Source organism: Massilia sp. KIM (genome assembly GCF_002007115.1).
In the GTDB taxonomy this organism is placed as follows: Bacteria; Pseudomonadota; Gammaproteobacteria; order Burkholderiales; family Burkholderiaceae_D; genus Telluria.
On sequence record NZ_MVAD01000002.1, the window covers coordinates 924,963 to 946,449 of the forward strand.

At 67.8% G+C, this 21,487-nt stretch carries 22 protein-coding genes; 13 read left to right on the forward strand and 9 right to left on the reverse strand.

What is annotated here, in order from left to right:
* Nucleotides 1-16: 16 nt before the first annotated feature.
* Nucleotides 17-1,096 carry a M35 family metallo-endopeptidase gene (locus tag B0920_RS18800; RefSeq protein WP_179119224.1) on the reverse strand — a complete coding sequence of 360 codons (1,080 nt, stop codon included), beginning with the start codon at nucleotides 1,094-1,096 and terminating at the stop codon, nucleotides 17-19.
* 204 nt (nucleotides 1,097-1,300) lie between these two features.
* The gene (locus tag B0920_RS18805) at nucleotides 1,301-2,425 is read right to left on the reverse strand and encodes a M35 family metallo-endopeptidase (protein WP_078034171.1); all 1,125 of its coding nucleotides are present in this window, start codon (nucleotides 2,423-2,425) and stop codon (nucleotides 1,301-1,303) included.
* A gap of 300 nt (nucleotides 2,426-2,725) precedes the next feature.
* Between B0920_RS18805 and B0920_RS18810 the strand changes: the two genes are divergently transcribed.
* A complete protein-coding gene (locus tag B0920_RS18810) occupies nucleotides 2,726-5,302 on the forward strand; it encodes an EAL domain-containing protein (protein ID WP_078034172.1) in 2,577 nt (858 codons plus the stop codon).
* 20 nt (nucleotides 5,303-5,322) lie between these two features.
* On the opposite strand, the gene B0920_RS18815 is transcribed toward B0920_RS18810, so the two are convergent.
* Entirely contained in the window at nucleotides 5,323-6,231 is a 909-nt protein-coding gene (locus B0920_RS18815) for a LysR family transcriptional regulator (protein WP_078034173.1), read from the reverse strand.
* 100 nt (nucleotides 6,232-6,331) lie between these two features.
* Here B0920_RS18815 and B0920_RS18820 point away from each other — a divergent pair, with 100 nt between their 5' ends.
* From B0920_RS18820 to B0920_RS18830, 3 genes are all read left to right on the forward strand, one after another.
* On the forward strand, nucleotides 6,332-6,655 hold the full coding sequence (locus B0920_RS18820) for a nuclear transport factor 2 family protein (RefSeq protein ID WP_078034174.1): 324 nt from the start codon (nucleotides 6,332-6,334) through the stop codon (nucleotides 6,653-6,655).
* A complete protein-coding gene (locus B0920_RS18825; RefSeq protein WP_078034175.1) occupies nucleotides 6,655-7,434 on the forward strand; it encodes an SDR family oxidoreductase in 780 nt (259 codons plus the stop codon). Before B0920_RS18820 ends, B0920_RS18825 begins: the two co-directional genes overlap by 1 nt.
* Before the next feature lie 113 nt (nucleotides 7,435-7,547).
* Nucleotides 7,548-9,266: a diguanylate cyclase gene (locus tag B0920_RS18830; protein ID WP_078034176.1), complete on the forward strand. Its 1,719-nt coding sequence runs from the start codon at nucleotides 7,548-7,550 to the stop codon at nucleotides 9,264-9,266.
* Between the two features lie 13 nt (nucleotides 9,267-9,279).
* On the opposite strand, the gene B0920_RS18835 is transcribed toward B0920_RS18830, so the two are convergent.
* The 6 genes from B0920_RS18835 to flgA form a co-directional block, all read right to left on the reverse strand.
* Nucleotides 9,280-9,747, reverse strand: a complete 468-nt coding sequence (locus tag B0920_RS18835) for a hypothetical protein (protein WP_078034177.1) — start codon at nucleotides 9,745-9,747, stop codon at nucleotides 9,280-9,282.
* A 110-nt stretch (nucleotides 9,748-9,857) separates the two neighbouring features.
* Nucleotides 9,858-10,928, reverse strand: coding sequence for an AI-2E family transporter (locus B0920_RS18840; RefSeq protein WP_078034178.1), 1,071 nt, complete (start codon nucleotides 10,926-10,928; stop codon nucleotides 9,858-9,860).
* 28 nt (nucleotides 10,929-10,956) lie between these two features.
* Nucleotides 10,957-11,829 carry a protease HtpX gene (htpX, locus tag B0920_RS18845; protein ID WP_078034179.1) on the reverse strand — a complete coding sequence of 291 codons (873 nt, stop codon included), beginning with the start codon at nucleotides 11,827-11,829 and terminating at the stop codon, nucleotides 10,957-10,959.
* Between the two features lie 366 nt (nucleotides 11,830-12,195).
* Nucleotides 12,196-12,666: a flagella synthesis protein FlgN gene (locus B0920_RS18850; protein ID WP_078034180.1), complete on the reverse strand. Its 471-nt coding sequence runs from the start codon at nucleotides 12,664-12,666 to the stop codon at nucleotides 12,196-12,198.
* A 3-nt stretch (nucleotides 12,667-12,669) separates the two neighbouring features.
* The gene (gene flgM, locus B0920_RS18855) at nucleotides 12,670-12,981 is read right to left on the reverse strand and encodes a flagellar biosynthesis anti-sigma factor FlgM (protein WP_078034181.1); all 312 of its coding nucleotides are present in this window, start codon (nucleotides 12,979-12,981) and stop codon (nucleotides 12,670-12,672) included.
* Nucleotides 12,982-13,083: 102 nt separating this feature from the next.
* Entirely contained in the window at nucleotides 13,084-13,800 is a 717-nt protein-coding gene (gene flgA / locus B0920_RS18860) for a flagellar basal body P-ring formation chaperone FlgA (protein WP_078034182.1), read from the reverse strand.
* Nucleotides 13,801-13,965: 165 nt separating this feature from the next.
* On the opposite strand from flgA, the gene flgB reads away from it, so the two are divergent.
* From flgB to flgJ, 9 genes are all read left to right on the forward strand, one after another.
* Nucleotides 13,966-14,376, forward strand: coding sequence for a flagellar basal body rod protein FlgB (gene flgB, locus B0920_RS18865; RefSeq protein WP_078034183.1), 411 nt, complete (start codon nucleotides 13,966-13,968; stop codon nucleotides 14,374-14,376).
* A 2-nt stretch (nucleotides 14,377-14,378) separates the two neighbouring features.
* The gene (gene flgC / locus B0920_RS18870) at nucleotides 14,379-14,780 is read left to right on the forward strand and encodes a flagellar basal body rod protein FlgC (protein ID WP_078034184.1); all 402 of its coding nucleotides are present in this window, start codon (nucleotides 14,379-14,381) and stop codon (nucleotides 14,778-14,780) included.
* Nucleotides 14,781-14,796: 16 nt separating this feature from the next.
* Nucleotides 14,797-15,507 carry a flagellar hook assembly protein FlgD gene (locus B0920_RS18875; RefSeq protein WP_078034185.1) on the forward strand — a complete coding sequence of 237 codons (711 nt, stop codon included), beginning with the start codon at nucleotides 14,797-14,799 and terminating at the stop codon, nucleotides 15,505-15,507.
* Nucleotides 15,508-15,546: 39 nt separating this feature from the next.
* Nucleotides 15,547-17,082 carry a flagellar hook protein FlgE gene (locus B0920_RS18880; protein ID WP_078034186.1) on the forward strand — a complete coding sequence of 512 codons (1,536 nt, stop codon included), beginning with the start codon at nucleotides 15,547-15,549 and terminating at the stop codon, nucleotides 17,080-17,082.
* Between the two features lie 70 nt (nucleotides 17,083-17,152).
* Nucleotides 17,153-17,893 carry a flagellar basal-body rod protein FlgF gene (gene flgF, locus B0920_RS18885; protein ID WP_078034187.1) on the forward strand — a complete coding sequence of 247 codons (741 nt, stop codon included), beginning with the start codon at nucleotides 17,153-17,155 and terminating at the stop codon, nucleotides 17,891-17,893.
* Nucleotides 17,894-17,955: 62 nt separating this feature from the next.
* A complete protein-coding gene (gene flgG, locus B0920_RS18890; protein ID WP_078034188.1) occupies nucleotides 17,956-18,738 on the forward strand; it encodes a flagellar basal-body rod protein FlgG in 783 nt (260 codons plus the stop codon).
* On the forward strand, nucleotides 18,735-19,382 hold the full coding sequence (locus B0920_RS18895; RefSeq protein ID WP_078034189.1) for a flagellar basal body L-ring protein FlgH: 648 nt from the start codon (nucleotides 18,735-18,737) through the stop codon (nucleotides 19,380-19,382). The genes flgG and B0920_RS18895 overlap by 4 nt, the downstream gene beginning before the upstream one ends.
* A 10-nt stretch (nucleotides 19,383-19,392) precedes the next feature.
* Complete coding sequence (locus tag B0920_RS18900; protein ID WP_078034190.1) at nucleotides 19,393-20,499, forward strand: flagellar basal body P-ring protein FlgI; 1,107 nt, start codon at nucleotides 19,393-19,395, stop codon at nucleotides 20,497-20,499.
* 24 nt (nucleotides 20,500-20,523) lie between these two features.
* Nucleotides 20,524-21,450: a flagellar assembly peptidoglycan hydrolase FlgJ gene (gene flgJ / locus B0920_RS18905; protein ID WP_078034191.1), complete on the forward strand. Its 927-nt coding sequence runs from the start codon at nucleotides 20,524-20,526 to the stop codon at nucleotides 21,448-21,450.
* Nucleotides 21,451-21,487: the final 37 nt, after the last annotated feature.

The following is a 21,487-nucleotide window of genomic DNA, read 5'->3' on the forward strand; positions in this document are numbered from 1 at the left end:
GTCCTTCGTCAGGCGCTCATTGCAGCGCCGGCGTATTTTCCCCGAAATACTCGTGCGAGTCGGCGTTGTCGACCGCCTTGGCCGGATCGGTGATCGCCAGGTTGGCGGCCGCGCTCTGGCCGTAGGCGTAGTCGTCGGTGCCGGCCACCACATTGAAGTGGCTCATCTCGTGCAGCAGGGTGCCGCCCTTTGAGTCGGTGCCGGTCAGGGGCGCGCTCCAGAAGGCCTTGCAGACGTAGATGGTGTAGGGCTGGGTCGGGTAGACATAGGCGTAATAAGTCTTCTTGCAGCCGCAGTCCACCGTCACCGGCTTGTTCGCGAAGGCGTCCTTGATGGCCGCAAAATTGGCCTTCACCTTGGCCGCGCGGCCGCTGTCGGCGGCGCCGAACCACTTGGTGTAGCGCGCGCCGAGCGAGGGCTTGCTCATGTAGGCGTCGGAGTCGCTGGCCATGTTCAGGCCGGCCTGCATGGCTTGCACGATGGTGCTCTGCTGGGAGGTGGTGCACCTGGCGAAGGACAGGCCGCCGGCGGAAGGAGCCGGATCGGTCCCGCGCTTCATCGCCTCCAGGTCCAGGGTGGGCGGGGTGGCGCCGCGCGGCAGGCGGCCGTCGACCCACAGGGTGGCCGGCTCGGAGCGCATCTCGCGCGCCTCCGGCGTGCTCGCGTTCCAGAACAGGTCGGGCGACTGGGTCTTGTAGCTGATCTGGTAGTCGCCCGTCACGCTCATGTCGTACAGGGCGGACAGCTCGACCTTCACGGTATGCGAGGCGCCGGGCTTGAGCAGGAAGTAGTCGGACTGCTTGGGCGCGCCGCGCTTGGCCAGCGGGCCGGTGTAGGGCACCCGCTCGCCGTCGCGGCTCACCTCGAACAGCGGCGCGTCCACGCCCTCGAAGGGAGTGCGCCACTTGAGCACGTACTGCGGCTGGTCCGAGGTATTGGTGAGGGTGACCCTCACCACCGCATCCTCGTCCTGGCCCAGCGCATGCTTCTCGGGCTCGACCGTCACCGCGATGCCCTTGGGCGCGGCCTGCGCGCCGCAGGCCATCGCGAGCGCCGCCGCGCCCAATGCCGACTTCCAGAATCCGTTCAAGCTCATATCGTTTCTCCGTGTGTGAAATGTTATGCGGCTTGCTGCTGCCATCGTTGTCGCGGGCTTGCCGCGCTGGTCTGGCCAGGCGGGCCCGAGGACGATGTTTACGGATTCAAGTTCCTGTGTAAAGTTGATTTGTGTCAGAGGTGACAATTTTTGCGCGATGTCAGCGCAATCCAACAGTCCGCAATCGTGCGCCGGCGCTTTGTGCTAGCGCTTTTGTTGAGCCGGCGTGTTCTCCCCGAAGTATTCGTGCGAATCGGCGTTGTTGACGGCGCGCTCGGGCGCGCTGCGCGCCAGTTCCGCCGCCCCTGCCTGGCCGTAGACGTGGTCGTCGGTGCCGGCCACCACGTCGAAGTGGCTGAGCTCGTGGACCAGGGTGCCGCCGCGCGAATCGGTCCCGGTCGGCGCCGCCGCCCAGAAGGCCTTGCAGACGTAGATCGTATAAGGCCGGGCCGGGTAGACGTAGGCGAAATAGGGCTCGTCGCAGCCGCAGTCGATCTGCAGCGGCTTGGTCTCGAAGGCGTCCTTGATGGCCGTGAAGTTGGCGCGCACGCGCGCCGCGCGCTGGGCTTCGAAGGCGCCGAACCAGGTGGTGTAGCGCGGCCCGTAGGACGGCTCGGCCGGGGCTGGCTGAGCTTGGCCTTCGCCCTGGCCCTGGCCTTGCACCTGGCCGGCGGCGAGATAGGCGTGGGCGTCGGCGGCCATCGCGCGGCCGGCCTCGACCGCCGTCACCAGCTGCTCCTGCTGGGAGTTCGAGCATTTGCTGAACGCCAGCGAGGGCTGGCCCGGCTCGACGGCGGCCGGCGCCGGCGCGCTTGGCCTGGCGCCGCGCGGCAGCCGTCCCTCGACCCAGATGCTGACCGGTGCCGAGGCCAGCTCGCCGGCCATCGCCGCCGCGCTGGCGGCGGCGCCGGCCGGCACGGGCGAGGCCGGGCTCAGGTAGCGTACCGTGTAGGTGCCGGTGACGTGCATCTCGTACAGGCTCGACAGCTCGACCGTGCGGGTGAGCGAGGCGCCCGGCTCGATGCGCAGGTAATCCTCGGGACCGGGCGCGGCGCGCTTGACGTGGCGGCCCAGGTAGCGCACCGGCTGGCCATCGCGGCGCACCTCGAACAGCGCCGAGTCCACGCTGGGGAAGGGCGTGCGCCAGCGCAGCACCTGCTGGGCCACGGCGGCGGTATTGGTCAGGGTGACGCGCACCAGCACGTCGTCGCCGCGCCCGACCGAAGGGCGGACCGGCTCGAGCTTGACGGCGATGCTGGCCTGGGTCTGCTGGACGGCGGCGCAGGCGCACAGGGTGACGAGGACGAGGGAAGATGGCAAGAGTCGCATGGTGCCTCCGGAAGGAATCGCTTCGATGACTCTGCTGCGGCGCCGGGAGGTCGGTATTGCGTCAGTTCAATAGCCCTTCGGTGATGCAGGGATAACCCTGTCGCCAATAGGGCAAATAAACAACAGTTGATCAAGAATTACTCGATCTGCCTGTCGGGTATTTGCTATGATGCAACGAAGATAATCAAACAGCCAACTTTCGGCCCCATTCGCCGGGCCCGGCGCAGTGTTCATGACTTCCCAAACCAACCCCGCAAGCGTGCACCACGCCACGCCGCACGCCCGCGCACGGAGGCCGGCATGAGAGAGACCCTGGCCATGGTGGACGCGATGGCGCGCGAGATCGGCCTGGACGGCGCGGAGATCGCGGCGCGCAAGGACTTCCTCGAATTCTCGGCCGCCGACGTGGCAGCGCTGCGCGACGTCCACGGCCTGCTCGAGGACGAGCGCGAGCGTTTCTCGACCGCGTTCTACGCCCACCTGATGCGCTTCGCCGGCATGCGCGCCCTGATCGGCGGCGAGGATGTCGCAGCCCGCCTGCGCGGCGCCCAGTCGGCGTATTTCCGCAGCCTGACGGCGGGCGAATACGGCGAGGACTATGTGCGCGACCGCCTGCGCGTGGGCATGGTCCACCAGCGCATCGGGCTGGAGCCGAAGTGGTATATCGGGGCCTACCGCAAATACCTGTCCGAGCTGACCGGCATGCTGCAGGCCAGGCTGGCCGGCGAGCCGCGGCGCTTCGCGGCGGCGATCGACGCGGTGCTCAAGGTGGTCTGCTTCGACATGGGCCTGGCGCTCGACACCTATGCCCACGCGGCCCAGCGCAGCGTGGTCCAGAACCAGAACTACCTGGAGCAGGTCATCGACGGCATGCCGGCCGGCCTGCTGGTAGTCGACGCCGCGCAGCGCGTGCGTTCGATGAACCGCATGATGGCCGAGCTGCTGGACGCGCCCGAGGAAGCGCTGGCGGCCGGGTACCCGCTCGGCCAGCTGATTCCCTGCGCCGACCTGGCGGCGCGCGTGGCCGAGGCGCTGGATTCCGGCGCGCCCCAGGACAACGTGCTGGTGACCATGGACGGTCGCGCCGACGGCGTGCGCTACCTCGAATTCAACATCCGCCGCACCCTCCAGGCGGGCGAGGAGCTGCTGCTCCTGATCGGGCAGGACGTGACCTTCCGCCGCAAGGCGCGGCTGCGCCTGCAGGAGAGCGAAGAGTTCTTCCGCCTGACCTTCAACCAGGCCGCGGTCGGCATCGGCCTGCTGGCCGCCGACGGCCGCCTGCTGCGGGTCAACCACAAGCTGTCGCAGATCCTCGGCTACACCGAGGTCGAGCTGCTGCAGCGCTTTTTCCAGCAACTGACCTGCGAAGAGGACCTGCCCGACGAGCTGGCCCTGGTCGAGCGCCTGAAGGCGGGCGAGATCCGCGACTACCAGCGCGAGAAGCGCATGCTGCGCCGCGACGGTTCGCAGGTGTGGGTGACGGTGAGCGTGTCGGCGATGCGCGACGCCCAGGGCCAGCTGCGCTTCATCTCGGTGGTGAAGGACATCTCGCGCCGCAAGCAGGCCGAGGAAGCCCTGCTGCGCATGGCCAACCACGACGCCCTGACCGGCCTGCCCAACCGCGCCCTGATGCAGGACCGGCTGTCCCAGGCCATCGCCCACGCCCACCGCAACGGCAGCCAGGTGGCGGTGATGTTCATCGACCTGGACCGCTTCAAGCACGTCAACGACAGCCTCGGACACGACGCAGGCGACCAGATGATCGTCGAGATCGCGCGCCGCCTGTCCGGCAGCCTGCGCGAGACCGACACCGTGGCGCGCCAGGGCGGCGACGAATTCGTGGTCGTGCTGCCAGAGCTGGCGGGCGAGGAGGACGCGGCGATCGTGGCCGAAAAGCTGCTCGAGAACCTGTTCCAGCCCCTGCACCTGGGCACCCAGGAAGTGTTCCCGACCGGCTCGATCGGCATCGCGATGTACCCGCGCGACGGCGCCGACGGCGCCACCCTGCTCAAGCACGCCGACAGCGCCATGTACAAGTCGAAGGGGCAGGGCGGGCACCACTACTGCTTCTACCAGGCCGCGATGGGCGAGGAGGCGGTCGAGCACCTGCGCCTGGAAGGCGCCCTGCAGCGCGCCCTGCAGCGCAAGGAATTCCTGCTGCACTACCAGCCGGTGCTGGACATCGGCAGCGGCGCCGTGAGCGGCGTCGAGGCGTTGCTGCGCTGGCAGCCCCAGGGCCGGGCCATGGTGCCGCCGGCGGATTTCATTCCGCTGGCCGAGGAGACCGGCCTGATCGTGCCGATCGGCGAGTGGGTCCTGCAGACCGCGATGGAGCAGCAGGTGGCCTGGCGCCGCCAGGGCCTGCCGCCGGTGCGGGTGAGCGTGAACCTGTCGGCGCGCCAGTTCCTGGGCCAGGACGTGGCCTTGCAGGTGTCCCAGCTACTGGCGCGCACCGGCTGCGACCCGCGCTACCTGACGCTCGAGATCACCGAGAGCGTGCTGATGGAGAATCCGGCCGCCGCCACCGAGACCATGGCGCGCCTGGCCGAGATGGGCGTGCAGCTGGCGATCGACGACTTCGGCACCGGCTACTCCAGCCTGGCCAGCCTGAAGCGCTTCCCGATCCACAGCCTGAAGATCGACCGCTCCTTCGTGAGCGACCTGACCCAGGACGCGGACGACGCGGCCATCGTCAACGCCGTGATCGCGCTGGCCCACTCGATGAAGCTGAACGTGATCGCCGAAGGCGTGGAGACCTCGGAGCAGCTGGCCTTCCTGTCGGAGCATGGCTGCGACCAGATGCAGGGCTACTGCTTCTCGCGCCCGGTCGAACCGCAGGCGATCGGCGCCCTGCTGCGCGCGGCGCGCGCCGCCTGAGCGACGGCGCCGCACGAGTCCTAGCTGTCCAGCACGCCCTCCTGGGCGATCATGCGGGCCTGCTCGATCAGGGCCCGCATGGTCGCCTGTTCCTGGGTGCGCGCCGGGAAGTAGAGGTAGAGCCCGGAGCTGCGCGGCACGAAGCGTTCCAGGATCCGCACCAGTTTTCCCTGGCGCAGCTCGTCCCCGATCTCCACGTCGGGCAGGTAGGCGATCCCCAGGCCCTGCAGCGCCAGGCCCGCGATCATGCGGGTATCGTTGGCCACCATCGCGGTCTCGGGTTCGAGCTCGAGGCTGCCCTCGTCGTCGCGGAAGCGCCAGGGCGGCAGGACGCCCGAGGTATGGAAGCGATAGCGGATCGCCGCATGGCGCAGCAAGTCGCGCGGCGCAACGGGCGTGCCATGGCGCGCCAGGTAGTCCGGCGCCGCCACCACCGACCAGGCCAGCTCGCGGCTGAGGCGGATCGCCACCATGTCCTGGGCGATCGCCTGGCCGAGCCGGATGCCGGCATCGAATCCGTCTGCCACCAGGTCGACGATGCCATCGTCCAGCGCCAGGTCGAGCGTGATGTCGGGATAGGCGGCGCGCATGCGTGGACCCAGTTCGCGGGCCACGAGGAAACCGAGCGCGCGCGGCATGGAAAGGCGCAGCCGTCCGCGCGGCCGGTCGCGGTACTGGCCGAGGCTGGCGAAGGCTTCCTCGATCCTGGCCATCGCCGGCTTGAGACTGACCAGCAGGTTGGCCCCTGCATCGGTCAGGGAAACGCTGCGCGTGGTGCGCCGGAACAGGGCCACGCCGTGCTGCTTTTCGAGCGTGCGGATACCTTTGCTGACCGCGGTCGGGCTGATATCGAGGGAGTTGGCGGCCTGGGTGAAGCTGTGATGCTGGGCCACGGCAAGGAAGATTCGGATGAGGTCGAAAGAAGCCATACCCTATTATGAACCATAGGTTCATAACTCATGAAATGTGCGCGTATTTTTTCCATCAATCGGCGCGCCTAGACTGTCCTCATCAACAGAGGAGGACATCATGACGCATCTGCCTGCACCGATCGCCGCCTATGTCGAGGCGGCCAATAGCCACGACGCGGCGCGCGTCGCCGACTGCTTCCAGCCCGACGCCGTCGTGCGCGACGAAGGCCAGACCCACGAGGGCCGCGCGGCCATCACCGGCTGGGCCAGGGATACCAGCGAGCGCTATCGGCTCAGCATGACACCGCTGGCGCTGGAGCCGAAGGGAGAGCACCAGCAGCTGCGCGCACGCGTCGCCGGCAACTTTCCCGGCAGCCCGGCCGAGCTGCATTTCGACTTCGCCCTGCGGGGCGGGCGCATCCAGTCGCTGGAGATCGGCTGATGAGCGCCGCGGAATTCGCAGGCCGCCGGGTGCTGGTCACCGGCGGCACCAAGGGCATGGGCGAAGCCAGCGTACGCCTGCTGGCGCAGCGTGGTGCGACCGTGGTCGCTACCGCGCGCAATGCGCCGGCCGAGCCGGTTCCCGGCGTACATTATGTGCAGGCCGACATGGCGAGCGCCGAGGGCGTGGCTGCGCTGGCCGATGCGGCGCGGCGCGCAGTGGGCGGGATCGACATGATCGTCAACAACGTGGGCGGCTCGCGGGCGCCGGCCGGCGGGGCGCTGGCCCTCACCGACGCGATCTGGGAAGAGACCCTGCAGGCCAACCTGATGGCGGCGGTGCGGATCGACCGCGCTTTCCTGCCCGCCATGGTAGAGCAGGGTTTCGGCGCCATCATCCACATCAGCTCGATCCAGCGCGTGCTGCCCCTGCCTGAATCGACCACCGCCTATGCGGCGGCGAAGGCCGCGCTGTCGACCTACAGCAAGGCGCTGTCCAAGGAGTTCGGTCCGCGCGGCATCCGCATCAATAGCGTGGCGCCGGGCTTCATCGAGACCACGGCGGCCCAGGCCCTGATCCGGCGCATGGCCGATGGACGAGAGGGCAGCGAGGACGAGGCGCGCCAGGCGCTGATGGATTCGCTGGGCGGCATCCCGATCGGCCGCCCGGGCCGGCCGGAGGAAGTCGCCGAGCTGGTCGCCTTCCTGCTGTCGCCGCGTGCGGCGGCCATCCACGGCGCCGAGCATGTAATCGACGGCGGGACCGTGCCGACCGTGTAGCATGGTGGGAGAGGGTCGACAAAAGGGAGAGCACACGGTATTGTTGTTTTGGGGCAACCAAAACCCGGACCCGCTCGTCTATCCTTGCCGATTCTCTCGAATTCTCTCCGCCCATGTTCGCGAAACTCGATCCTAGCCTCAAATTCTTCGGCGCCTTGATGCTGGCGATCGTGATTGGGCTGGCGACCTTGCCTTTCGTGAGCAGCCGCCAGGCGGAAGCGACGCTGGACGCCCTCAAGGACGTCGCGGCGCGCGAGCAGACCTATAACGAGGTCCTGAGCCTGCTGAAGGATGCGGAAACCGGACAGCGCGGCTTCCTGCTGGGCGACGACGAGAGCTTCCTCGATCCCTACAACGACGGGGTCGCCGGGCTGCCGCTCGCCCTGAACGAGCTTGCCCGGCTGGCGACCACGGACGAGGAGCGGGCAGAGGTTGCCAGGATTGCCGAGCTGAGCCGGGCGAGGATCGCCGTGATCGACCAGACCATCGCCCTCAAGCGCGCCGGCGATAGCGAGCAGGCGGTGGCCATCGTCGCCAGCCGGCGCGGCAAGCTGATCATGGATGAAGTGCGCGCGCTCTTGAACGATCATCTGCGCACGCTGGCCCAGCGCCGCGCCGAGCTGCGCAGCGAACTCACGGCCTCGATGCACTACAACAGCGCCCTCGGCGTCGGCGCCAGCCTGGCCTGCCTGGTCGTCATCGGCGCCGCCCTGTTCATCGCCGCGCATAGCCTGCGCGAGCGCGCCGAGGCGACCAAGCAGGCGCAGTTGCTGGCCGAGGCCAATGCGCGCCACGCCGCCTCCTCCTTACAACGGGCCGACCGGGTCGCCGCGACGGCGCAGATGCTGCAGGCCCTCGACAGCGTGAAGTCCCCGGCAGAACTCGGCCAGGTATTGCCGGTGTTCCTGCGCAAGCTGTTGCCGGACACGTCCGGCGAGGTCTATCTCTACCGTAACTCGCGCGATTTCCTGGAGCTGAAATCGCACTGGGGCGAGCGCGAGGAGCGCGAGGAGCTGGTGGCCCCGGGGGACTGCTGGGGCCTGCGCCTCGGGAAACTGCACCAGACCCTGGAAGGCGATGGCCTGTGCTGCGGCCACGTGCATGCCGGCGCCCACGAGCGTCACCTGTGCGCGCCCATGATCTCCCAGGGCGAAGTGATCGGTTTGCTGGTGATCCGTAGCGATGGCGACGTGGCCGAGCCGCTCGAAGGCGACGCTGTCGTGGCCCTGGCCGAGCAGCTCGGACTCGGCATCAACAACGTGATGCTGCGCGACACCCTGCGCCTGCAATCGACCGTGGATCCGCTGACCGGCCTCTACAACCGCCGCCATTTCGATGAATCCCTCAAGCGCGAGCTGGTGCGCGCCCAGCGCGCCGGCAGCGCCTGCGCGGTGGTGATGATCGACCTCGACCACTTCAAGCGCATCAACGACACCTATGGACATGATGTGGGCGACCTGGTGCTGAAGGCGGCGGCGCACCGGATCACCGGCCGCATCCGCGGCAGCGACCTGGCCTGCCGCTACGGCGGCGAGGAAATCGTGCTGCTGCTGCCCGACTGCAGCGCGGAAGCGGCGGCAGAGTGCGCCGACACCATCCGCCGTACCATCGGCGAGATCGCGCTGCACCACCACGGCCAGGACGTGTCGGGCATCAGCGCCTCCTTCGGGGTCGCCGCCTGGCCGGTCCACGCCCAGCACACCGAGGACCTGCTGAAGGCCGCCGACCAGGCCTTGTACGCGGCCAAGCGGGGCGGGCGCAACCAGGTGATGGTCGCCCAGCCCAGCGGCGAAAAGCTGGTGGCGGTGAGCGGCCGCAGCCGCGCCGGCTAGCCGGCCCTTCGGTTCAGCGCGGCGCGTCGCCCGGCGTGCCCGAACTCTCGGCGCCGTCGGCCAGGCGCTCGCTCTCGTTCTGCTGGTCGGACCCGCTGTGCACCACGCCGCGCCCGCTGTCGGCCGAGGTGCCCGGATTGCCGCCGGCGGCCGCGCCGCCCATGGCCTGCTGGCGGCTTCCCGCCTCGGCCTTCTCTACCGTCCCGCGAGGAATCGGCCCACCCGCATTGCCGTGGCTGGTCTGGGCTTCGCCCGGCGGCCCGACATTGCTCTCGGGATTGGCATGCTGGAAGTTGGTGTAGATGCCCGAACCGCTCTCGCCGGCATGCTGGGCATGCTGGGTATCGTGGCCCACGCTGGATACTCCCGCGCCGTCGTCGGCCACGAAGCCCGAGGCCGGGTCGCTGCTCTGGCGCAGCCCGAGGTCACGGCCGTCGGCGCCGCGTCCGGCCTCGTCCGGCTTATTGTTCCTGTCGCTCATTATGATCTCCTTGGCATGTTCACCAGGTCGATCTTAGCCGTCCGCCGGGCGCGCCCAATCAGCGCGTGGGCAGGAGCGGCGTAGGACTTGTCCGGCAGAGGCGAGGAAGCCTAACGAATGCGTTCGATCTTCTCGGCGGCCGGCGCCACCTCGATCGCGGCCGGGGCGGCGTCTTCGCGCAGCCAGGCGAACAGCAGGGCCATCAGGAAGGGGCCGACGAAGAGGCCGATCACGCCCATGGTCGAGACTCCGCCCAGCAGGCCGAACAGGACCGCGAGGAAGGGCAGGTTGACGCGCTTGCCGATCAGCTTGGGACGGATGAACTTGTCGACCATGAAGAGCTCGACCGCGCCCCAGGTGAACAGGCCGAGGGCCGCACCCGGGTGGCCCTGGCCCAGCAGCAGCAAGGACACCATGGTGAAGGAGAGCGGCGCGCCGCCCGGGATCAGGGCCAGGTAGCCGGTGATCACGCCCAGCAGGGCGGGCGCGGGGGCGCCGGCGATGGCGTAGGCGATGCCGAGCACGATGCCTTCCAGGACGGCGATCGAGCCCAGGCCGAGCGCGGTGCCGCGCACCGACAGCGGCAGGATGCTGCGCAGGCGCCGGTAGTGCTGGGGCAGCAGGCGCTCGCCGGCGCTGTCCACGTAGTGCACCACGGTCGGGCCGTGCAGGTAGAGCACGAACAGGGTCAGCAGGGTGAGGAAGAGGTAGAGAGCATTGGCCAGGATGGTCGAGCCCCAGATGCGCGCGGCCCCGGTGAGCTCGGGCATGAAGTCGCCCAGGCCGCTCTGGATCAGGGCGCGCAGCCCGCCCGGCACCGCCAGGTGGTCGTTCCACCACTTGAGGGCCGGTTCGGCGAACAGCGGCAGGCGCTGCAGCCAGCCGGGCGCCGGCACGCCGGTCAGGTTGACGTTGGTGAGCAGGCGCTCGAGGCCGGCCAGTTCATTGGTCAGCGCATTGAACAGCAGGATCGAGGGCCCGATGAAGCTCACCAGGAGCAGGGCGAGCAGGGCGGTGGCGCTGGCCACCGGCGGCCAGCCGCGCCGGAGCAGGCGCTGGTGCAGCGGCCAGGTGATGACCGCCAGCAGGCCCGCCCATGCGAGCGAGCCCAGGAAATGCTGGAGCAAGAAGGCCAGTACCGCGGCAAACAGGACTGGCAACAACAGTGGAGCGTACCGCATACCGAATCCTGGCCTTGTGGGTGTGTGCTTAACCGCGTTGCAGGGCAGCGATCCGGTCCTCCATGGACGGATGGCTGCTGAGCAGCGACATCATACCGCCTCCAGCGATTCCCGAGGCGGCCATGTTTTTCGGCAGGCCGCCGCCGGCGATGCCGCCGAGGCGTGCGAGCGCCGCGATCATCGGGCGCGGCGTGCCCAGGATGCGGGCGGCGCCGGCGTCGGCGCGGTATTCGCGCTGGCGCGAGAACCAGGCCACGATCACGCTGGCCAGGATGCCGAACAGGATGTCGCACACGATTGCCGTAATGGTAAAGGCAATTCCGGGACCGGTGTTTTCTTGTTCGTCGCGGCGCAGGGCCTGGTCGACGAACCAGGCCACCACGCGCGCCAGGAAGATCACGAAGGTGTTGACCACGCCCTGGATCAGGGTGAGGGTGACCATGTCGCCGTTGGCGATGTGGGCGACCTCGTGGGCCAGCACGGCTTCGACTTCCTCGCGGGTCATGGATTCCAGCAGGCCGGTCGAGACCGCGACCAGCGAGGAGTTCTTGCTGGCGCCGGTGGCGAAGGCGTTCGGCTCGCCGTGGTAGACCGCGACTTCAGGCATCGGGATGCCGGCGCGCTGGGCCTGGGCGGCGACGGTGTTCAGCAGCCACTGCTCGGTCGAGTTGGAGGGCTGTTCGATCACGCGCGCGCCGGTCGTCCACTTGGCCATGGGCTTGGACATCCACAGCGAGATGAAGGCGCCGCCGAAGCCCATCAGGCCGGCGAAGGCGAGCAGCATGCCGAAATTCAGGCCATTGGCCGTCATGTACTTGTTCACGCCCAGCACGCTGGCGGTGATGCCCAGCACCAGCATGACAGCGAGGTTGGTGGCGATAAAGAGAAGTGTGCGTTTCATGATGTCTTTCCTGTCGAAGATATTCGGCCACAGATGGCACGATTTTCCGTTGTGAAAGAATAAGGCAAACGCAACATCTGGAAAAGCGAAGTTTGCGGAAGTATTGCTTCGGAAAAGATGAAGTTGAGCGGGGGCTGGCCGTAGTCAAAAGGCGTCATACAACCCGCAGCCATAAAACGTCATTCGGCCCGCAGCCATAAAACGTCATCCCCGCGAAGGCGGGGATCCAAGTTTGCATGCGCTACCACAGTGCTGAACTTGGATCCCCGCCTGCGCGGGGATGACGTTGTTTATTGTCGCGGGATGACGTTGTTTATTGTCGCGGGATGACGTTGGTGTTTGGCGAGGCTGGGACCAGGGGAAAGGTCAGCCCACCACGTACCGCTTCGACGGCCCGGCCCCGATGGTCTGCCCACTCGCGCCATACATGCCCCCCGTGGCGCTGCCTGCCGGCGTGCGCAGTGCGTTGAGCACGCCCTGGTTGTGGGCCAGCTGGCGGTTGATCAGCATGCCGTTGAGGCGGTTGAGTTCCTTGGCTTCGCGCGCCGCGTCGAGCAGTTCGGCCCACTGGGCACGCAGTTCGGGAGTGCCGGCCACGGCCAGCCAGGGCTCCATGCCCGCTTCCGAGCCTTCGCAGCCGGCCGCCGCGAGCGCGGCGTGGCGTTGTTGCGACAGCGCCGCCAGTTCGCTCAGCAGCGCGTTCTTCTTCGGCGTCAGTTCCGCCAGCCCATCGGCGTCCAGCGCCACCAGCAACTGCTGTTCCTGTTTCATCAGCTCCACGAGGGAGGCGACGTGTGCGAGTTCGGAGGAGAGAGTCTGGTGCGGGCTGGTGGTCATGGGTTATCGCTTGCGTGAATGCAGCAAGTCGCGCACGGTCTCGAGCAGGCCGTCGGCGACTTTCTCTGAGTTGACTTGGAATTGGCCATCGGCGATGGCCGCCTTGATGCGCTCGACTTTCTTGGTGTCGAACACGCCATTGCTGCCGCCCACGGCGCTGGCCATCGCCTGGCCGGCCGAGGACAGGCGCACGCTGTCGGTCTGCGCCGGCGTCGGCGCAGCGGTCGTGGTCTTGTCGGCGCCGCGGGCGTTGCCGGCCGGCGTCGTCGTGGGCTGAAGGCCTGGGTTGCCCTTGAGGGTATCGTTGATTTTCACAGCATCATCCTTCTCTGTTCGGAGCGGAAACTCCGCGATCTGCTACGGATATCGGCAGCGATGCCGCAAACTTTAGCGCAGAAAAGGGCATTCGACGGTTTGTTACAAAACGACCTCGACCAGGCCCCCGGTGCGGGCCGTGCCGCTGACGACGCTGCCGGACTGGGTCCGCACCTGCACCACCTGGCCGTCGGCCGCGTTGCCGATCGCCTTGGCTTCGGCCGATACCGAGAAATTGCTGCCGCGCGAGACCAGGCGCACCGCCTGGCCCTGCTGGACCACCGGCTTGCTGCGCAGGGTGTCGCCGCGCAGGGCGGTGCCGGCGGGCAGGGACACGGTCGGGGTGCGGCCGATGGCCTGGGCCATGTCGGTCAGGATGCCGTTCGGCATCGCGGCGATGTCGCCTTTCATCATCACCAGCTGGCCGGCCTCGAGCGCCTGGCCCTGGGCCAGGGGTACGGCGGCGGCCACGTAGTCGGCCACCACGCTCACCTGGGCCTGGATATAGATGGTCCAGGCCGTGGGGGCGGTGCAACGCACGCCGACCGTTGTTTTTCCCCACGGGCGCGCGCCGGGTTGCTGGAAGGCTTCCGGCGCCGGGCAGGCGGGCAGGCTCATGCGGCCATCGACGGCGCCGACCTTGACCGTGACCTCGCCGGGCAGGCCGGCGCTCTGGGTCAGCAGGTATTGCTCGGCGACGCCGCGCAGGGCGTTCAGGTTTTGGCGCTGCGCCGTGGTCTGCGCTTGCGTTTGCGCTTGCGCCTTGGCGCAGGCGAGGGGCAGGGCGAGGGCCAGCAGGGCGGCAAGGGTGCGTTTCATGGTGACGTGGAGCCTGGGAAACCGGGAATGCTGCCATCTTAGGCCCCTGGATTCCATGCCGAAATGTTGAATAGCCGGGTTTTGCCCATCTTTCTCGTTGGATTGCCTTACGCCAACTCTCCGTATGATCGATGCTGTCCCAACAAGAATCTGCCTGGAGGCGGCATGATCGGCAAAATCGACGATTACCTGAGATTTCACGAAACGGCTCTGTCCCTGCGCGCCCAGCGCCAGGAACTGCTGGCCTCGAACATCGCCAACGCGGATACCCCGAACTACAAGGCGCGCGACATCGACTTCAGCGCCGCCCTGCAGGGCGCGCTGGCCGGCCAGAAGGGCGGCCTGGCGACCACCGCCGGCGCCCACATGGCGCGCGGCGTGGCCACCGGCGACACCCTGGCGAACGGCACCCCGGTCCAGTACCGCGGCGTGGTCCAGGGCAGCGTCGACGGCAATACCGTGGACATGGACGTCGAACGCAACCAGTTCGCCGACAACGCGCTGCGCTACGAAGCCGGCATCACGCTGATCAACAGCCAGATCAAAGGCCTGCTGGCCGCCATCCAGGGGCAGTAATCATGTCGCTCTTTAATATCTTCAATGTGTCGGGCTCGGCGATGAGCGCCCAGGCCCAGCGCCTGAACACCACCGCCAGCAACCTCGCCAACGCCGACAGCGCCACCAGCGCCACCGGCGAAGCCTACCGCGCCAAGGCGGTCGTGTTCGAGGCCGTGCCCACCGCTTCCGGCGCCACCGGCGTGCGGGTGCGCGACGTGGTCGAGGATTCCTCGCCGATGAAGCAGGTCTACGACCCCAAGCACCCGCTGGCCGACGACAAGGGCTACGTGACCATGCCGAACGTGAACGTGGTGGACGAAATGGTCAACATGCTGTCGGCCTCGCGCTCCTACCAGACCAACGTCGAAACCATGAACGCGGCCAAGACCATGCTGCTCAAGACCCTCACCATCGGCCAATGATCCTTTCGGATAAACCATGACCACCGTTAATACCAATACGTCCGCCGCGCCCATCAACGACCTGATGGCGACCATGAACCCGAAGAAGCAGGAAGTCGACAGCGTCCAGGCCGACACCGACAAGTTCATGACCCTGCTGGTCACCCAGCTCAAGAACCAGGACCCGCTCAACCCGCTCGACAACGCCCAGGTGACCAGCCAGCTGGCCCAGCTCTCGACCGTGACCGGCGTGAACAAGCTCAATGCCACGCTGGAAACCCTGAAGGCCAGCTACCAGTCGACCGAGGCCCTGCAGGCGACCGCCCTGATCGAGCGCGGCGTGCTGGTCGAGGGCAAGGACATGGTGATCGGAAAGGGCAAGGCCATCCTCGGCGTCGAGCTCGAGAGCCCGGCCGACAAGGTGGTGGTCGAGGTGTTCGACGCCAAGACCGGCAAGCAGGTGGCCGAGATCGACATGGGCGAGCAGGAAGCCGGCGTGCTGCCGATCGCCTGGGACGCCATTCCCAACCCCGAGGACGTCGATGCCGAGGGCAAACCCAAGGTGCTGCCGGACGGCCACTACACCTTCAACGTGGTCGCCACCCGCGGCGGCGAGAAGCTCAAGGACGCCAAGGGCCTCGCCTTCGACAGCGTGGCCAGCGTCACCACCAATTCCAAGGACGGCGTCAAGCTCAACCTGGCCATCGCCGGGATGAAGACCATGGCCGACATCAAACAAGTGCTGTAAGCGAGCCGCTTACCCAACCATCACAGCAGGAGAAACGACATGTCTTTCCAACAGGGCCTGAGCGGCTTGAACGGCGCAGCAAAATCGCTGGACGTCATCGGTAACAACATCGCCAACGCCAGCACGGTCGGCTTCAAGGGTTCGACCACCTTGTTCGCCGACGTCTACGCGAACTCCCTCAACGGCGCCGGCGGCATCTCGGCCGGCATCGGCACCAAGGTGGCCGGCATCGCCCAGCAGTTCAGCCAGGGCAACGTGGAAGCCTCCAACAACCCGCTCGACATCGCCATCAACGGCGCCGGCTTCTTCCGCGTCGAGGCGGCGGGCGTGGTGCAGTATTCGCGCAACGGCCAGTTCTCGCTCGACAAGCAGGGCTTCATCGTCAACGCCCAGGGCGCCAAGCTGACCGGCTATGGCCTGAACGCCAACGGCCAGCTGTCGGCCGGCGCCCCGGTGCCGCTGCAGATCGACACCTCCGACCTCGATCCGGTGGCCACCACCAGCGCCGACATCGTGCTGAACCTGGATTCGCGCACCCAGCCGCCCAAGAATTCGCCCTTCGACGCCAACGACCCGACCACCTACAACAAGCAGGCCCCGATGACGGTCTACGACACGCTGGGCAACCCGCACGTGATGTCGACCTACTACGTCAAGAACGGCGCCGGCACCTGGGACGTGTACGCCGCCAACGACGGCACCGAGCTGGCCGCCATGAACGTCGCCGCCGCCTCGCAGGGCACGGGCGCCGCCTTCAACGCGGTGAACACCGCGCGCGCCAACTGGGAAGCCGCGACCAAGGCGGTGCCGCCGGTCCCGGCCAACATCGCTGCCGCGCTCAACGCCTACACCACCGCCGCCTCGGCACTGGTGCTGGCCGCGGCCGGCACCGCCGGCTCGACCGCCGCCAACCAGACCGAGATCACCAACGCCGCCACCGCCGCCGCCGCGGTCCCGGGCGCCACCCCGGCCGACGTCGACGCCGCCATGGCCAAGGCCATCAGGGTGCCGGCCGTGGCGATCGGCCAGCTCAAGTTCGACACCAGCGGCGCGCTCAACCTCGCGACCACCGGCACCGCCGGCAAGTTCAACGTCACCCTGCCGATCTTCCCCTCGACCGGCGCCGAGCTGACCCTGCCGGTGGAGATCGACTTCGCCGGCACCACCCAGTACGGCAGCCCGATGAGCGAGAAGAAGCTGGAGCAGGACGGTTCCAAGGCCGGCGTGCTGCAGCGCTTCAGCACCGGTCCGGACGGCACCATCCTCGGCCAGTACAGCAACGGCCGCACCAAGCCGCTGGGCCAGGTGGTGCTGGCGAATTTTGCCAACCCGAACGGCCTCGAGCCGCTGGGCAACAACACCTGGGCCGAATCGTCGAGCTCGGGCGGGCCGCTGGTCGGCACCCCGAACTCGGGCGGCATGGGCGTGCTGCAATCCTCGGCGGTGGAAGCCTCGAACGTCGACCTGACCGCCGAACTGGTCAACATGATCACGGCCCAGCGCGTCTACCAGGCCAACGCCCAGACCATCAAGACCCAGGACTCGGTGCTGCAGACGCTGGTCAACCTGCGTTGATGCGCCGCCAAGCCGGACGCGCGCGCCCTGAACCGGGCCGCGCGCCGGCGCAACGCCACAAGGACACTCCATGGACCGCCTGATCTATACCGCCGCCTCCGGCGCCAAGCACATCCTCGAGCAGCAGGCCACGACCTCGAACAACCTGGCCAATGTCGGCACCACCGGCTTCCGGGCCCAGCTCGACATCTTCCGCGCCGCGCCGGTGCAGGGGCCGGGCCTGCCGACCCGCGCCTTCGTGCTCGACTCGACCGCCGGCCACGATTTCTCGGCCGGCCCGCTGCAGGTGACCGGGCGCGACCTCGACGTCGCGGTCAAGGGCCAGGGCTGGCTGGCGGTCCAGATGCCAGACGGCACCGAAGCCTATACCCGCAACGGTTCGCTCCAGATGAGCCCCAACGGCCTGCTCCAGACCGCCTCGGGCAATACCATCGCAGGCGAGGGCGGTCCGATCACCATTCCGCCGGACGCCACCGTCACCGTGGGCGCGGACGGCACCATCTCGACCATCTCCAACGTCGACCAGCCGGCCGCCCCGGCCGTGCTCGGCCGCCTCAAGCTGGTCAACCCGCCGGAAGCGGACCTGGTGCGCGGCGACGACGGCCTGTTCCGCCTCAAGAGCGGCGCGGCCGCCCCGGCCGACCCGGCGGTCCAGGTGACCGGCGGCGCCCTGGAGGGCTCGAACGTCAGCGCGGTCGACGCCATGGTCCAGATGATCTCGCTGGCGCGCTCGTTCGAGACCCAAATGAGCCTCTTGAAGAACGCCGAGAATAACGCCGCGAAAGCCACCCAGATCCTCGCTTTGAATTGATAGTTGCCCCTGCATAATTCTCCTGTACGTGGCGGACTTCGTCTGCCCGATAGGAGAAACCCATGATCCGTTCGCTGTTTATCGCCAAGACCGGCCTCGAAGCGCAGCAGACTAACCTCGACGTCATTTCCAACAACCTCGCCAACGTGAGCACGAACGGCTTCAAGCGTTCGCGCGCCGTGTTCGAGGACTTGCTGTACCAGAACGTGCGCCAGCCCGGCGCCCAGTCCTCCCAGCAGACCAACCTGCCTTCGGGCCTGCAGATCGGTACCGGTGTGCGCACCGTGGCCACCGAGCGCATCCACACCCAGGGCAACCCCCAGATGACCGGCAACTCGAAGGACGTGATGGTCAACGGCTCGGGTTTCTTCCAGGTCCTGCTGCCCGACGGCACCCAGGCCTACACCCGCGACGGCGCCTTCCAGGTCGACCAGAACGGCCAGATGGTGACCTCGAGCGGCTACGTGATCCAGCCCGCCATCACCATCCCGCCGAACGCCGAGCAGATCAGCGTCGGCCGCGACGGCACCGTCTCGGTCAAGCTGCCCAATACCGTGGCGCCGGTCCAGGTCGGCTCGCTGCAGCTGGCCATGTTCATCAACCCGGCCGGCCTCGAGTCGCGCGGCGAGAACCTGTACGTCGAGACCGGCGCATCGGGCAACGCCAACCTGAACGTGCCGGGCACCAACGGCGCCGGCGTCCTGATGCAGGGCTATGTCGAATCCTCGAACGTCAACGTGGTCGAGGAAATGGTCAACATGATCCAGACCCAGCGCGCCTACGAGATCAACAGCAAGGCGATCACCACTTCCGACCAGATGCTGCAGAAGCTGTCCCAGTTATGAAATCGTTCACTGTCCTCGCTGCGCTGCTGGCCCTGGCCGGTTGCGCCACGGCCCCCAGCTCGATCGTGCAGGGCCCGACCAGCGCCCGTCCGATGCTGGTCGAGACCGCGCCGCCGACCCCGGGCGCGATCTACAACGCCAACAGCTACCGTCCGATGTTCGAGGACCGTCGCGCGCGCCATATCGGCGACCTCCTGACCATCAACATCAGCGAGCGCACCACCGCCAACAAGGCCGGCACCAGCTCGGGCAACAAGAACGGCGCCGCCAGCTTCCAGGTGCCGGGCGTGGCCCAGAGCAAGTTCGGCGCGGGCATCGACCTCGAGTCGGGCATCAAGTTCTCGGATGCCGACAACCAGAGCGCCTCGAACAACTTCAGCGGCACCATCGGCGTGACCGTCACCGAGGTGCTCCCGAACGGCAACCTGATCGTGGCCGGCGAGAAGCAGGTCGCCATGAACAAGGGCGTGGAATTCATCCGCTTCTCGGGCATGGTCAGCCCGGACACCATCCAGCCGGGCAATATCGTGTCCTCGACCGTGGTCGCCGACGCCCGCGTCGAATACCGCACCAACAGCCGGATCGACCGCGCCGAGGTCAACTCGATGCTGTCGCGTTTCTTCCTGTCGATGCTGCCGTTCTAAGAGAGTCGCCATGCGCAAGCTTTCCCTGTCCCTGCTGATCTGCGCCGCCATCCTGGGCGCGGCGCCCCTGGCCCAGGCCGAGCGCCTGAAGGACCTGGCCTCGATCTCCGGCGTGCGCCAGAACCAGCTGTCCGGCTACGGCCTGGTGGTCGGCCTGGACGGCACCGGCGACCAGACCAGCCAGACCCCGTTCACCGTGCAGTCGATCATGGCCATGCTGCAGCAGAAGGGCGTGAACCTGCCGCCCGGCACCCAGCTCCAGCTCAAGAACGTGGCGGCCGTCATGGTCACCGCCTCGCTGCCGGCCTTCGCCCAGCCGGGCCAGACCATCGACATCACCGTGTCCTCGATCGGCAACGCCAAGAGCCTGCGCGGCGGCACCCTGCTCATGACCCCGCTGCACGGCGCCGATGGCCAGGTCTACGCCATGGGCCAGGGCAACCTGGTGGTGGGCGGCGTCGGCGCCCAGGCCGGCGGCACCCAGGTCCAGGTCAACCACCTGTCGGTGGGCCGCATCTCGGGCGGCGCCACGGTCGAGCGCGCCGTGGCCTCGAACCTGGGCGAGAACAACCAGATCCGCCTGGAGCTGAAGGACACCGATTTCTCGACCGCCGCGCGGGTGGTCGAGGCCATCAACGACCAGTTCGGCGCCGGCGTCGCCACCGCCCTCGACGGGCGCGTGATCCGCGTGCGCACCCCGTCCTCGAGCGACCAGCGGGTCGCCTTCCTGGGCATGCTGGAACAGATGGACGTGAAACCCTCGGCCGCCGCGGCCAAGGTGATCCTGAACGCGCGCACCGGCTCGGTGGTGATGAACCAGGCCGTGATGCTGGACAACTGCGCGATCTCGCACGGCAACCTGACGGTCACCATTGGCAGCGACCCGGTAATCAGCCAGCCGGCCCCTGGCTCGCGCGGCGCGACCGTGGTCACCCAGAGCAATTCGGTCGACATCAAGAAGGATCCGGGCAAGGTGCTGATGGTCAAGGGCGGCGCTTCGCTGTCCGAGGTGGTGAAGGCCATGAACTCCATCGGCGCCACCCCGCAAGACCTGGTCGCCATCCTGCAGGCGCTCAAGACCGCCGGCTCGCTGCGCGCCGAACTCGAGATTATCTAAAGAAACACAAGAACAGGGCCGCCCATGATCGCCTCCCCGAAATCCGACCTCTCTTCCAAGTTCGCCCTCGACACCAAGGCGCTGGGCGAGCTCAAGCAAGGTGCGAAAGCCGGCTCGCCGGGCGCGCTGAAGGAGGCGGCCACCCAGTTCGAGGCGATGTTCATCAACATGATGATGAAGAGCATGCGCGACGCCACGCCCCAGGAGGGCATGCTCGACAACCAGCAGACCAAGATGTTCACCAGCATGCTGGACCAGCAGACCAGCCAGAACCTGGCCAAGCGCGGCATGGGCCTGGCCGACGTGCTGGTGCGCCAGCTGGGCGCCCAGAACATGGGCCAGCAGGCCATGGCCATCGGCGCCGAGGGCAACCGCACCACCTCCGGCAACGTGATGCCGGACCTGATGGACGCCGCCACCATGATCAAGACCGGCGCCGCGCCGGCCGGCGCGCCGCCGCTGCCCCTCACCACCGCCAGCGGCCGCATCCAGGCGCCCCACGTGCGCTCCTTCCAGGAAAAGCTGCACGTGCACGCCGCCGAGGCCGAGCGCGCCACCGGCATCCCGGCCAAGTTCATGCTGGGCCAGGCCGCGCTCGAATCGGGCTGGGGCAAGCGCATGATCAAGAACGCCGACGGCAGCAACAGCCACAACCTGTTCGGCATCAAGGCCGGTCCGGGCTGGAAGGGCAAGGTGGCCGAGTCCGTCACCACCGAATACGTGAACGGCCGCCCCCAGACCCGGGTCGAGCGCTTCCGCGCCTACGATTCGCCGGCCGAGGCCTTCAAGGACTACGCCAACATGCTGGCCAAGAACCCGCGCTACGAGAAGGTGCTGGCCAGTGGCGGCGACGCCGCCGCCTTCGCCCAGGGCCTGCAGCGCGCCGGCTATGCGACCGACCCGCACTACGCCGCCAAGCTGACCCGCATCATCAAGCACTCGCTGGCTTGAGGATCTTGCTAAAACGTCCACTCAAGTTGTCGGAAAA